Source organism: Trabulsiella guamensis ATCC 49490 (assembly GCF_000734965.1).
Lineage (GTDB): Bacteria > Pseudomonadota > Gammaproteobacteria > Enterobacterales > Enterobacteriaceae > Trabulsiella > Trabulsiella guamensis.
Genome location: NZ_JMTB01000062.1, coordinates 23,984 through 37,227 on the forward strand (window position 1 = coordinate 23,984; position 13,244 = coordinate 37,227).

The window sequence follows — 13,244 nt, forward strand, 5'->3', positions numbered from 1 at the left end:
TGTGCTACTATGTGCCCGTATTCAGTTGCGGACTCTCCGCGTCTTCTCCGTTATCTTTCTGTGTTGAGATGGTGATATGACTTCTCGTATTTTGACTTCCGAGGTCATCGGTATTGACGCCTTAGTGGACAATCACGCCACGATACTGGCACAGGCTGAAGGCGGCGCCGTAGCGGTTTTCGCCAACAACGTACCGGCGTTTTATGCGCTGACGCCCGAGCGTCTGGCGCAGTTGCTTGCGCTGGAAGAAAAGCTGTCGCGCCCCGGTAGCGATGTCACACTGGATGCGCAGCTGTTTGCCGAATCCCCGCCCGAGCCGGTTGCCGTGCCGATGGGGAAATTCGCGATGTATCCCGACTGGCGCCCCGATGACGATTTTCCGCGTCTCGCCGCACTGTGGGGCATTGCGCTGAACGCTCCGGCGACACCGGAAGAGCTGGCGTCATTTATCACTTACTGGCAGGCGGAAGGAAAAGTTTTTCATCACGTGCAATGGCAGCAAAAGCTGGCCCGTAGCATCCAGACAGGCCGCGCCAGCAATGGTGGACAACCGCCTCGCGATAACAGCATGATGTCAGAGCCGGATAAATCCGTTCCGTTTGGTTTCAGGGGAGCAAAATGAAAAACCTTGGCGATTTAATGAAACGCCTGCAAAAGGTGATGCCAGCGCATATCGAACCCGCGTTTAAAACCGGGGAAGAACTGCTCGCCTGGCAAAAAGCGCAGGGGGAAATTCGTTCGGCGGCCATCGCTCGTGAAAACCGGGCGATGAAAATGCAGCGTACCTTCAACCGTTCCGGTATTCGCCCGCTGCATCAGAACTGCTCTTTTGATAACTACACGGTGGAGTGCCAGGGGCAGCTGGATGCGCTTAATCTGGCGCGCCAGTACGTTGAAGAATTTAACGACAGCATCTCCAGCTTTATCTTTTCCGGCAAACCCGGTACCGGTAAAAACCATCTCGCGGCAGCCATCTGCAATGAGCTGCTGTTGCGGGGCAAATCGGTGCTGATCATCACCGTCGCCGATATCATGTCCGCCATGAAAGGCACCTTTGGCAATCGCGATGTCAGTGAAGAACAGCTGCTGGGCGATCTCAGCAACGTGGATCTGCTGGTGATCGACGAGATCGGCATGCAGAACGAATCCCGCTATGAGCAGGTGATCATCAATCAGATCGTTGATCGTCGCTCCTCCTCGAAACGCCCTACCGGCATGCTGAGCAACCATAATTCACAGGAAATGACCCGCCTGTTAGGCGAACGCGTGATGGACCGCATGCGCCTCGGCAACAGTCTGTTCGTCACTTTCGACTGGCCGAGCTTCCGCCCGCGCGTCACGGGTAAAGAGTATTAAATAACACCGCGTCTGAGACTGACAGTGCTCAGACGCGCCTTACTTTCCCCGCCATTCCGGGTGTGAGCCCGATCAAAAAAGTCCTTTTCTAAACCAATTCTGAACCACAGCACAATTAGATGACAGTAAAATTGCACTAAGGTGACGGTGCAATTAAAGTGTGACTCGGAAAATTGTGCTGACTGGCCAGCGTGCGGCTGGCGCTATCGAGGATGCGTTGTGTCAGAGTTGCTATCCATCGCTCTTTTTCTTGCCTCCGTGGTCATTTATGCCTGGAAAGCGGGTCGTAATCGCTGGTGGTTTGCCGCCACCCTGACCGTGCTCGGCCTGTTCGTCGTGCTCAACATCACGCTTTACGCCAGCGATTATTTTACTGGTGACGGCATCAATGACGCCGTGCTCTACACCCTGACCAACAGTCTGACGGGCGCCGGCATCAGCAAATATATTCTGCCGGGTGCCGGGCTGATTGTCGCGCTGGTACTGATTTTCGGCGCGCTGGGCTGGATTTTACGCCGTCGGCATCTTCCTCACCACTTCGGTTACAGCCTGGTGGCGCTGCTGCTGGCACTGGCTTCCGTTGACGCCAGCCCGGCATTTCATCAGCTCAGCGAACTGGTCAAATCGCAGTCGCGCGAAGGCGATCCTGACTTCGCCGCGTACTACAAAGAGCCGTCAAAAACGATCCCCAATCCAAAACTGAACCTGGTGTACATCTACGGGGAAAGCCTTGAGCGCACCTATTTCGACAACGCCGCCTTCCCGGATCTGGCGCCGGAGCTGAACAAGCAAAAAGACGACAGCATTGATTTTAGCCACACCACCCAATTGCCTGGCACCGACTACACCATCGCCGGCATGGTCGCGTCACAGTGCGGCATTCCGCTGTTTGCGCCGTTCGAGGGTAATGCCTCCGCCTCCGTCTCCAGCTTTTTCCCGCAGAATATCTGCCTGGGCGACATCCTGAAAAACTCCGGCTATGAGAACTATTTCGTGCAGGGCGCTAACCTGCGTTTCGCCGGAAAAGATGTGTTCCTTAAGTCCCACGGCTTTGACCATCTGTATGGTGCGGAAGAGCTGAAAACCGTGGTCGATGACCCGAACTATCGCAACGACTGGGGTTTCTACGACGATACCGTACTGGATGAAACCTGGAAGAAATTCGAAGAACTTTCCCGTGCGGGCAAGCGTTTTTCGCTGTTCGCACTGACCGTCGATACCCATCACCCGGATGGGTTTATTTCGCGCACCTGCCAGCGCAAGCGCTACGACATCAACGGCAAAGCCAATCAGTCGTTCAGCGCCGTCAGCTGTAGCCAGGAGCATATTGCCGCGCTGATCGACAAGATCAAAACGTCGCCTTACTTCAAAAACACGGTAATTGTGGTGTCATCGGATCATCTGGCGATGAAAAATACCGCCTGGGACCAGCTCAGCAAACAGGATCGCAGCAACCTGTTTTTCGTCATTCGCGGCGACCAGCCGCAGCAGGAAGTGGTAGGTATCAAGCGCAGTACGATGGATAACGGCGCGACGGTGCTGGATATCCTCGGCGGCGATAATTTTATTGGTCTCGGGCGCAGCAGCTTGTCCGGCCAGTCACTGTCTGAAGTGTTCCTCAACATGAAAGAGAAAGTGCTGGCATGGAAGCCGGATATCATCCGCTTGTGGAATTTCCCGAAAGAGATGAAAGATTTCACTGTGGATGTAGACAAAGGCATGATTGCGTTCTCCGGTACCCATTTCCGTCTGCCGCTATTGTTGCGCATCTCCGATTCCCGCGTAGAACCGCTGCCGGAAAGCGAATATTCCGCCCCGTTGCGCTACCAGCTGGCGGATTTCGCCCCGCGCGATAACTTCGTCTGGATCGACCGTTGCTACAAGATGGGCCAGTTGTGGGCGTCGGAGATGGCGCTCTCTACCGACTGGTGCGTCTCGCAGGGGCAACTGGGCGGCGAGCAGAAAGTCCAGCATGTCGACAAAGCGCAGTGGAAAGGCAAAACCGCGTTTAAAGATACGGTTATCGACATGACGCGCTACAAAGGTAACGTAGATACGCTGAAAATCGTCGACGACAACATTCGCTACAAAGCCGACAGCTTTATCTTCAACGTGGCGGGCGCCCCTGAAGAGGTGAAGCAGTTCAGCGGCATTTCGCGCCCGGAACTGTGGGGCCGCTGGTCTAACGCGCAGCTCGGCGACGACGTGAAAATTGAGTACAACGCGCCGTTGCCGGAAAAATTCGACCTGGTGATCACCGCGAAAGCCTTCGGGCCGAACGCCAACAAACCGATTCCGGTGCGTGTCGGTGATAGCGAGCAGTTACTCACGCTCAGTAACACGCTCACCACCACCACGCTGCATTTTGAAAACCCGTCACGCAGCAACCTGCTGCAGATTGTGCCGCCGGATCCGCAATCCACTAACGAGGGCAATATCCTCGGTCATTCGCCGCGCAAGCTGGGTATCGGTATGGTGGAAATCAAAGTGGTGAAAACCGAAGGGTAAACCCGGGGGAGCAAACGCTCCCCCTTTTTTATATCAGTGCCGCCCGCATTTCATACTGACTTATCGGCATCGTCATATATCCCGCAGAAGCAAACAGCGTGGCAAACGACTCAGGTACCGACACCACCGTCGCCAGCGCCGGGAATTGCTGATTCAGTGCCCGCAACATCTCGCGCCCCTGCCCGCGCTGACGCCATTCCGGAGCGACATAAATCATTCGCAACTGCGGTTTGTTCGCCAGAAACGACACCACCGCATACGCTTGTTGATGCACAAACGCGCGGCACGGCAAAGTGATAAGCGTTGCTGGATCCATCAGCCACGGCAACCTTTCTTTCGATGCCGACATTAACGTACGCACCAGTGGCATCACTGCGGTCTCCTGTAGCGACCGGGTAGTCGCCAGCCCTGGCTGCATTCCCTGATAACCAAACACCCCCTGCGTGATAGTGAAGCCGAGCGATTTGTACAGCGCCACGCCGGGCTGATTATCGCTGATCACTTCCAGCCACATCTCCTGCACGCCCTGGTTACCCAGCGCCTCCATCAGTGGCGCCAGCAGTTTTTTGCCAAGCCCTTTGCCGCGATACGCCGGACGAATGGCAAATGCTGCCAGCCGCGTCGACTGCCCGCGCCGGGTGATGATCGCCACCGCCACGTGATTATCGCCGTCCATCCAGACGCAGGAATCCACAAGGCTGAGCCCTTCTGCGCCAAAGCGCTGCGCAAACACCGGAACCGGTAATGAAAAAGGAATACTGTAGCCTTCGAAGCAGTCGCCAAGCATAGCGGTAAGCTGTTCGCAGCTAAAACGGGTCGCCGGAATGATAGTCAATGGCATAGAATTCTCCTTAATTCGATATGAACAGGCTACGCGATGAAGACTAACACCTTTCCGGAAGCGACACTGTTTCGCCGGACGCAAAACGATGATGTCCCCGCGCTTCCCGTGATTGAGCGTTCAGCGGCACAGACGTTCTTAACCATTCCGTCACTGGCCTGGCTGGCGCAGGACGACATTGTGGACGCGGCAGCGCATCGCCAGTTTGTAGAATACGGTCGAAGCTGGGTTGCTATCCATCAGCAACAGCCAGTCGGTTTTTTACTGACGGAGCCGCTGGATGACGCGTTGTATATCGCTGAATTTTCACTGCATCAGGCGTGGCAGGGAAAAGGCATCGGCCGTCGCTTCCTGCATTTCATGAGTAACCACGCCCGTGACGCGGGTTATCCGGCATTAACGCTGACGACCTTTCGCGAAGTGCCATGGAATGCGCCATTCTATGCAAAATTGGGGTTTGAAATCATCGATGATGCGGTATTAACGCCAGGGCTGGCGGCGAAACGTGAAAAAGAAACGGCACACGGAATACCGCAAGCATTGCGGTGCGCCATGCGCCGTACGTTGTAAACCCGGCAAAACTGCCGCCGGGCATCAGTCATTTGATCAGAAGGATTCCCAGCTGTCGCCGCTGTCTGTCACAGCCACTTTTTTCAGTTGAGCGGGTGCCGGAAGCGATTTCGCCAGGGTAGTCTGTTTCGCCTGCTGCTGAATACGGAACACCGCGACGGCCTGAGTCAGACGGCTTGCCTGCTCTTCCAGCGCGGCAGCCGCAGCGGCAGATTCTTCCACCAGCGAGGCGTTCTGCTGCGTCACGCGATCCATCTCCGCCACGGCCAGACCGACCTGGTCAATACCACGACTCTGCTCGTCAGATGCCGACGCGATTTCGCCCATGATATCGGTGACGCGGGTTACCGCATTGACGATCTCATCCATGGTTTCACCGGCGCTTTCCACTAGTGTAGAACCCACATCCACACGACTGACGGAATCTTCAATCAGGCTCTTGATCTCACGCGCCGCCTGGGCACTGCGTTGTGCAAGGTTACGGACCTCGCCTGCAACCACCGCAAAACCACGCCCCTGTTCACCGGCACGCGCCGCTTCAACTGCCGCGTTAAGCGCCAGGATGTTAGTCTGGAAGGCGATGCCGTCGATAACGCTGATGATATCGGCAATTTTCTGCGAACTGCCGGCGATATCACGCATGGTTTGCACCACATTATCCACCACTTTACCGCCTTTCTGCGCCGTTTCGGACGCACTCAGCGCAAGATTACTGGCCTGACGGGCATTTTCAGCATTCTGCTTCACAGTCGCGGTCAGCTGTTCCATGCTCGCAGCGGTTTCTTCCAGAGATGCAGCCTGCTCTTCTGTACGAGAAGAGAGATCGTTGTTGCCCATGGAAATTTCACTGGCGCCACTGTAAATCGCATCCGCGCCGTTCCGCACTTCACCGACAGTGCGCACCAACTCACTCTGCATATGACGCAGAGAATCCGCCAGTTGCCCCATTTCGTTGGTGCCTTCCACATCAATAGGTTTCACCAGATCGCCGCTGGCGATATGACGAATGCTGCCGATCAGACGGTTCAGCGGCCCCAGCAGCGTTTTATGAATACCCAGCCAGACCGCAATGATCACCACCATAACGACGATCATCACGCTGATCAGCACCCAGATGGCCTGCGAATAAGAGTTACTGCTGTCGTTAACTGCAATTTCATACAGCTGATCGTTCTGCGTCAGGTAATTAACGTACTGTTTCTCAAAACCGTCCTGGTAGCCCTGGGTCGGCTGATCGAAAAACTCGTTGATTTTACCTGCTCCTAACAATTGGATCAGCTCGGCCAGCGCGCCGTGGTAGATATCATAATTACGTTTGATTTCCAGTGCAGCGGCTTCGCTTTGTCGGGGATCGCGCGGCAGCGCTTCATATTCAGTCCAGCGTTTTTCCGCTTCCACCAGAGATTTCGAGGCGATCTGCATCAGATCAGCCACCGTCGCGCCACTTCCGATATTGCTCTGATCCATCATGTAACGGATGCCCGCACGGTTCAGTGTGTTACGGGTCTGCAACAATGCCACCCAACTGGCATTCAGAGTAGATTGCTGCTGGCGAATGGTCTGCAATACGGTGAAGTTCTCTTTGTCGTGCTTGAGCGCGTTAAAGAACAGCCCACCCGACGTCAGTTGCAAAAGTCCAAATAACATAAGCACCAGCACGAGACTGGTGACAATCCTGATACGGTTTAACATGTTTTTCTCTTTCCTTTTGACAGATGACGGTATTTTCGGCCTGAGAAGGAAAAACTTTACGGGAATTCGTGCTGGAAATGCGGGGAAGGAAAAGACAGGACGCCTCTTTCAGCAGACAAGCGAAAGAGGCGATCGCTGGGGTCAGGCAGGGTATTCACTCCAGGTAAGCTGAAAATGCGGGCCGTCTTTCAGGGTCTTCCAGTCGCCACCCCATTCAATGCTATGCCCAAGGCTTTTTGCCGCCTGCTTAAAGGCGTTGGAAATAAGCTCATAATCGGCAAAGTCCCATGAGCCCGCAGGCGTTGGATAAGCGAAAACATCAATCGCATGTCCGGTAAGATGACGGCTCTTCATCGTCTGGGACTTACCGGTTCTTACCATCTCTTTTTGTTTTTCCAGGGTACGCAGACCTTCGGTAATACCGAAATCAATCAGCGTCAGGTCCAGCGCTTTCTGGCAAATCGCGACCAGATCCGGATGCACACCCTGCAGATTTTTTACACTACGTTCACTAAATTTAAAGCTTTGCATAATAACCTCAATATTTTATTTGCGTTTCAACAGATCAAAAATGGATGTTGTTTTTTCCGGTTTTTCACAGAAAAAGCTTAAAAGACGTACGGATACTACGGAACCAATTAAGGCACCGATGGTATCGGGGACATCCACAGTAATTTTCAGGAAATCCTGAAGAAGGACGCAGACCAGGCCTGCCACAAAATGAGCGGATAATACGCCGACAATAAAAGACGCGGTAAATAACGCCAGACGCGCTTTAGCATTAAAATCTTTTGCCGTTACGGTAAAAACAATACTGCCGGCGAGCGCTGCCATAATTATGTGCGGACTATGAAAAGTCGTAACTTCTGTCTGCACCACATATTTCTCCACCAGCGATAAAGCCGCCAGTACTCTCTCTTCACTGACCATAAACCACCTCAAATAATGAAATAAAAACGAGCCACCTTTCGTGCTTAAGGAAATTCTAATTTTCAGAAGAAATGTAGAGTGACTAAAAAGCAAACACAGTTAACTCTTTTCTATTCATTTACTGCGAGGTTATTTGAAGGAGGTGAATTAAAGTTTCTTTTTTTTGCGCAGCATTATCTAAATCCTGGTAAATCGACAGAATCCACCTCACCTATACTCCATCTCGTTCTCGAATGATTCGTAGAATGCAATCACCATTAATATATCTAATCGAGGTATTATCATGACCTGGAAAAATGTAAGTGGAATTTCTAAATTCCAGATCTGGACTGAAGCCTGTGCATCAAGCACCGATGGTTCAGAAGCGTGGCTGTTTGTAAACGGTCGACATCAAATTAAAGTGACTGTCGGTCTCACACTTGCTCTGAAGATTGGCACCACTGAACTTCCTTCTGTTGATGAAGTAAAAAACGCATTGACGTTAATCAATAACAAAGATGGCGGCAACTTCAAATATCTGGTAGAAGGGAGTGCTGGCACTTATTGTAAGATTTATGAACCGAGTCATTCATCACTGCAAGCCAATTTAAAAGAAAATAACTTTCATTATGTTTTTGAGCACTATTTCTCCAGTAACACGTCGAAAAATCCCAATATTGCCAGCGAAGAAATCTCTGTCAAACTGACATATACTGACAGCGACGGCAAATTGTGGGTCAATGATATGTCTGCTAATGGCGATTTTTACCAGAAAGGGTTTGTTAAAGTACATTGCCTTTCAGCAAAAAATAACAAACACAAACTCGTCAAAAACACATCGCAACCTTATTATAATATCTTCGATTTTTCCAGCTGGAACCACGAAGATCCGTATGTCGATGTATATCGCATGACTATTGAAGATACTTACTTCCTAATCCAGGACTTTAGTTTATCGCCTCAGTCATGGCGAAAAAAACAAAAAGGGATCACTTGTCTGGGGCTGGATATGTACCAAAGTGATGGTCCAAAATGGCAAAACACCACTCAATGTTTCTGTCCAACGTTGGATCATGGTCTGGGTGAAAAATGGTATTCGGTTGATGCCTATGTTTATAAATGGCCAGATCAAAATGACGGCTCTTATTACGGCAATTTCCGCATTGAAGGCTATACACAAAAAGCACATGAGATCGTCTTCTTCTGCACAACAATTGATTACGATCAGAGAAATTCTAATCATTGTGTTCAGCGTCCGACAGCCCGTTTTATTACCCACGATCAGTTTGGCAACGAATCAACGGTTGACGTTGCTATCAAGTGGGGCGAGGGGTGCTACAACATGGTCTGGCCAACGCTGGACGGCAGAATTCCTCCTTGTGGTTAATCACTCACCTATGCAGCCTGAAAAATTTCAGGCTGCAAATCTCTCTTTCCATTTTTCAAGGTAATATCATGACCCAGTCCTATACCACACAAACGCCAAATTTTATTAGTTCCGGTTCATCGGACGTTGATCCGCGAACCCGTTTATTCAGTTTTGACTGCACCTTTTCCAGCGTAAAAGCCAACAACGGCATGGGGCCGGAGTTTGGTATTACCGTTGGCTACAACCCGACAAGCGACAGTAACTACTGGGCGCTAGGTAAAGGCATGGCTTTTAACCTGACGCTGTATTCAAAAAAAACCGGCGATCTGATGCTTAGCTCCGGTGAAAGCTACAAAGTGAACGACAGTGGTTCCGTGCCCGTCATTCTGCAACAGAAGATAAAAACGGTAAATTTTGTTCGCGTCGACAGTAATAATTATCGTGTTACCGAACGCAACGGTACCGTGACCTTCCTGAGAAACATCTTCGGTAATGGCATTTTCTATCCGGAAAAAATTGCTACCCCACTGGGGCGTGTCATGACGCTGAAATGGGGCAACTCGAATATGGGGCCGGTACTCAACACTATCGTCGACGATGACAATGTGACTTATTGCAACTTAACCTATGTCTCCGGCAATACTACGCTGGAGTTCTACCCCGGCCAGCAAGAAAGCTTCACTATTACACTTGCGATGCTGAATGGCTATCTGACCACCATCACCCATTCTGAACTGGGCAGCAAGACACCGTGGACTCTGAAATATCAGGACGTCGGGATGGGCAATGGTCTGCAGACGTTAACGGAAATCACTACACCGACCGGGTTGCGTAAGACCGCAACATATAACTATGGTCAGAAAACTGGTCTGATGCGTTTTCCGCAGGCTGCCGGGCTTCCGTCGCTGCCTGCCGTGACACAACTTAAGGTCTCTCCTGGCCAGGGTCAGCCGGATATGGTGACGCAATACTCTGCCACAGAAAACAATAGTGATTCCACGAACGCGTTTCCGAACTACCTCGGTTACGGGTACAGATACGGTAGCGGTTGGAATAAAGATGCTGATTTCATGTACGGTAGTGTCGACCCGGATTACACCTATCGCACCTATGTTACACAGACTGGTACCGACGGCGGTAACAGCATCAAAACGACCTACATCTATGACAATTACCATCTGCTGAAGTCAACAGAGACGGTGCAAGGGGCTACGCGTCATCTGGTCGAGATGAAATATTATCTCGATGATTATCCATACAAAAACTTTGATTCCCTGCCAGAACAGTTCCAGTTCCCGAAACGCCAGAGCGAAAGCTGGAGCGTTAATGGTGCTACCTTTAAGCAGAACACCAGCTATGAATATGATGCCCACGGCAACCTGACGAAGCAGATCGATCTCTGTGACGATAATGGCAATGCCGCCGCTTACAGCACTGTAACCACCAGCGAGTTCTATAGCGCCCAGGGCGAAAGCGACAGCGACGACAAATCCACGGGTTGCCCGGCTGATCCTAACGGTTTTGTCCGTTGGATGAAACGCCAGGTGGTTACCCCGCCGGCCATTCACGGCTATTCCGTCCCGGCGCGTACGTCACTGTATCGCTATAAGTCAGTTGCAACCCGCAGCGGCATGCCGGTCTCGACGGCGGTGCTGCCGGCACAGGAAACACATAAAGCGTCTGATGTCGGCTCATCATCTCAGAATCTGCTGACTCGTGAGGTGTCATATGACGAGAATACCGGTTCGGCGAACTTTGGTCGCCCGTTACAGCAGAAAGCGACAATTTTTGACAACAGCGGCAAGGGCTACACTCAGCAACTTGATTACACATGGGCACATGACAGCGCCTCGATTACCGAGACACAAAAACTGACCACCCATGACAATCATGCCACTACCACATCACAAAGCCACTCACGCTTTACCGAACTACCGCTCAGCACTACTGATGAGCTGGGGAATGTGGTGAAAATGACCTACGATAGCCTCGGTCGTCCGTTAACCCAGGTAGCAAACCCGGGAACAGAGTATGAGTCGAAGCAGACGTGGCAATACGAACTGGCACTGGCGGACAGTAAAGTCACCACCATCGCCACTACCCAAACCGATTCCAAAGGCAATTGCCTGAAAATCATGCATGACGGGATGGGCCGCCCGTTCCAGCAGTGGCGTAATCTGCAGGCAGCAGGAAAACCAGACGACTGGCGTAATGTGGGGCAAGCCTTCTGGGATGCATGGGGCCGTCAGAAAGAGATCATCGAAAACGATTTTGCCGATCCGGACAAAACAACCGCCAGCTTCAGCGTGACGACACAGGGGCAGTTCGATGACTGGGGACAGAACATTAAGGATATACTCTCCACCGGTCAAAGTATCTCCGCTGTATGGGATCCGGTAAAACGTAACAAAATCACTCAGTTGCTTTCTTCGGATGGTCATTTGAAGTTAGGGTCAGCGCGGGTGGAGGTTGATGACCGTAACCTGCCGGTGAAAGAAACCCTTCTGAATAAAGACGGTAACGCCTATGCCGAAACGCATAAGGAATACGACGGTCTGGGGCGATTACGTAAAGAGATCGATCCGCTCAATCGGGTCACCACCTACACGTATGACCCGTTCGACCGCGTCAGCAGTAAAACGCTGCCAGGTGGAGCTGTGCAGACCTGGACCTACGCCCCGTTCAGTCAGGAAGCGCTACAGACCACTGTCTCTTTGAATGGTCGCGTCATGGGCTCGCAAACCTTTGACGGTCTCGGTCGCAGAACGCAGTTCTCTTGCGGTGGTCGTACGGAAAAAGCGGCTTACTCTGGTGTAAACACCGTACCGGATACCACAACCAGCGCGGCAAATCAGCAGCAGAACTATAGCTATATCAAACAGCTTGGTAATGCGATGAAAACCCTGTCGGGGAGCAAGATCACACAGAGCTTCACCTATGAAAATAGTACTGGTCGTCTGTTGACCGCCAGTGAAAACGGTAGCCAGAGCAGCAGCTATACCTGGTTGGCATCGGGTGAACTGCAGCAGGAATCGATGAGCAATCAGGGAACATCCCGTCAGGCAAAATACACCTGGACGTTACAGGGTAAACCGCTGAGTTACACTGATGTCGCCGGGAATACCACCACCATGGAGTATGATCAGTATGGCCGGATAACGTCGGTCACCGACCCACTGGTGAGTGTGCATTTAGAACGCGATACCGCAGGCCGTGTGATCAAACAGGCGGTCAAGTCACTGCACAACGCAGACTCAATGACCACCACGCTGACGCTGGATGAGTTTGGTCGAGAAACATCACGCGAGATCACCCCGCACAGTGGCGATAAAATGACTATCGCTCAGACGTACTACATCAACAACCTGTTACAAAGCAGAACGGTTCAACTGGGCGCTAAAACACTGCGGACCGAAAACTACTACTATGACGAGCGTAACCGACTGATCAAGCAAACCTGCAGCGGTAGCGAACTCCCTGTAGATGGTTACGGACAGCACTATACGCAGCTTGATTTTGTCCTGGATGTCTACAGCAATATTACCTCCTGTGTGACCCTGCTGAGCAATGGACAGAAAGATACCTGCACCTATCACTACAACAATGCTAACGATCCGTGTCAGTTGACCTCCATCACGCATACGTTGACCAGCATTTACCCGACGAATATTTCGCTTGAGTACGACGCTAACGGTCGAATGACTAAAGACGAGGCAGGCCGTACGCTCTCCTACGACGAATCAGGACGCCTTGTGAGCATCAGCGGTAACGGTGGCAGCAGCACCTACGGTTATGACGCGTTCGATAAGCTGGTGTGGCAAAAGCTGAATAACAACGAAACCCGTCAACTGTATTACCTCAGTAATCGACTGATGAATGAAGTGTGCCCGGAAAATAACAATAATACCCGTTATATTCCTGGTGCCTGGGGTACATCAGCGGTAAGTGATGAAAAACTGAGTTAATGGAATAAACCAGGGCTCCGGTATTTATCTGAGC

The 13,244-nt window shown here is 51.7% G+C and carries 10 protein-coding genes; 6 read left to right on the plus strand and 4 right to left on the minus strand.

What is annotated here, in order from left to right:
* Positions 1 to 76 precede the first annotated feature (76 nt).
* The 3 genes from dnaT (at position 77) to opgB (ending at position 3,864) form a co-directional block, all read left to right on the plus strand.
* Positions 77 to 622 carry a primosomal protein DnaT gene (gene dnaT / locus GTGU_RS08945; protein WP_038155894.1) on the plus strand — a complete coding sequence of 182 codons (546 nt, stop codon included), beginning with the start codon at positions 77 to 79 and terminating at the stop codon, positions 620 to 622.
* Positions 619 to 1,356, plus strand: coding sequence for a replicative helicase loader DnaC (gene dnaC, locus GTGU_RS08950; RefSeq protein ID WP_038155896.1), 738 nt, complete (start codon positions 619 to 621; stop codon positions 1,354 to 1,356). Before dnaT ends, dnaC begins: the two co-directional genes overlap by 4 nt.
* 219 nt (positions 1,357 to 1,575) lie before the next feature.
* Positions 1,576 to 3,864, plus strand: coding sequence for a phosphatidylglycerol--membrane-oligosaccharide glycerophosphotransferase (gene opgB, locus GTGU_RS08955; protein WP_038155898.1), 2,289 nt, complete (start codon positions 1,576 to 1,578; stop codon positions 3,862 to 3,864).
* A 28-nt stretch (positions 3,865 to 3,892) separates the two neighbouring features.
* Here opgB and GTGU_RS08960 read toward each other — a convergent pair whose 3' ends face one another.
* Positions 3,893 to 4,705 carry a GNAT family N-acetyltransferase gene (locus GTGU_RS08960; protein ID WP_038155900.1) on the minus strand — a complete coding sequence of 271 codons (813 nt, stop codon included), beginning with the start codon at positions 4,703 to 4,705 and terminating at the stop codon, positions 3,893 to 3,895.
* A gap of 36 nt (positions 4,706 to 4,741) precedes the next feature.
* On the opposite strand from GTGU_RS08960, the gene GTGU_RS08965 reads away from it, so the two are divergent.
* Positions 4,742 to 5,275: a GNAT family N-acetyltransferase gene (locus tag GTGU_RS08965; protein ID WP_038155902.1), complete on the plus strand. Its 534-nt coding sequence runs from the start codon at positions 4,742 to 4,744 to the stop codon at positions 5,273 to 5,275.
* 36 nt (positions 5,276 to 5,311) lie between these two features.
* Here GTGU_RS08965 and tsr read toward each other — a convergent pair whose 3' ends face one another.
* From tsr to GTGU_RS08980, 3 genes are all read right to left on the minus strand, one after another.
* The gene (gene tsr, locus GTGU_RS08970) at positions 5,312 to 6,967 is read right to left on the minus strand and encodes a methyl-accepting chemotaxis protein (RefSeq protein WP_038155903.1); all 1,656 of its coding nucleotides are present in this window, start codon (positions 6,965 to 6,967) and stop codon (positions 5,312 to 5,314) included.
* A 141-nt stretch (positions 6,968 to 7,108) separates the two neighbouring features.
* Entirely contained in the window at positions 7,109 to 7,501 is a 393-nt protein-coding gene (locus GTGU_RS08975) for a M15 family metallopeptidase (RefSeq protein WP_211252863.1), read from the minus strand.
* Between the two features lie 12 nt (positions 7,502 to 7,513).
* Complete coding sequence (locus GTGU_RS08980) at positions 7,514 to 7,897, minus strand: putative holin (protein WP_038155905.1); 384 nt, start codon at positions 7,895 to 7,897, stop codon at positions 7,514 to 7,516.
* A 283-nt stretch (positions 7,898 to 8,180) separates the two neighbouring features.
* On the opposite strand from GTGU_RS08980, the gene GTGU_RS08985 reads away from it, so the two are divergent.
* Positions 8,181 to 9,263: a hypothetical protein gene (locus tag GTGU_RS08985; RefSeq protein ID WP_038155907.1), complete on the plus strand. Its 1,083-nt coding sequence runs from the start codon at positions 8,181 to 8,183 to the stop codon at positions 9,261 to 9,263.
* 68 nt (positions 9,264 to 9,331) lie between these two features.
* Entirely contained in the window at positions 9,332 to 13,210 is a 3,879-nt protein-coding gene (locus GTGU_RS08990) for an RHS repeat domain-containing protein (RefSeq protein WP_038155909.1), read from the plus strand.
* Positions 13,211 to 13,244 lie beyond the last annotated feature (34 nt).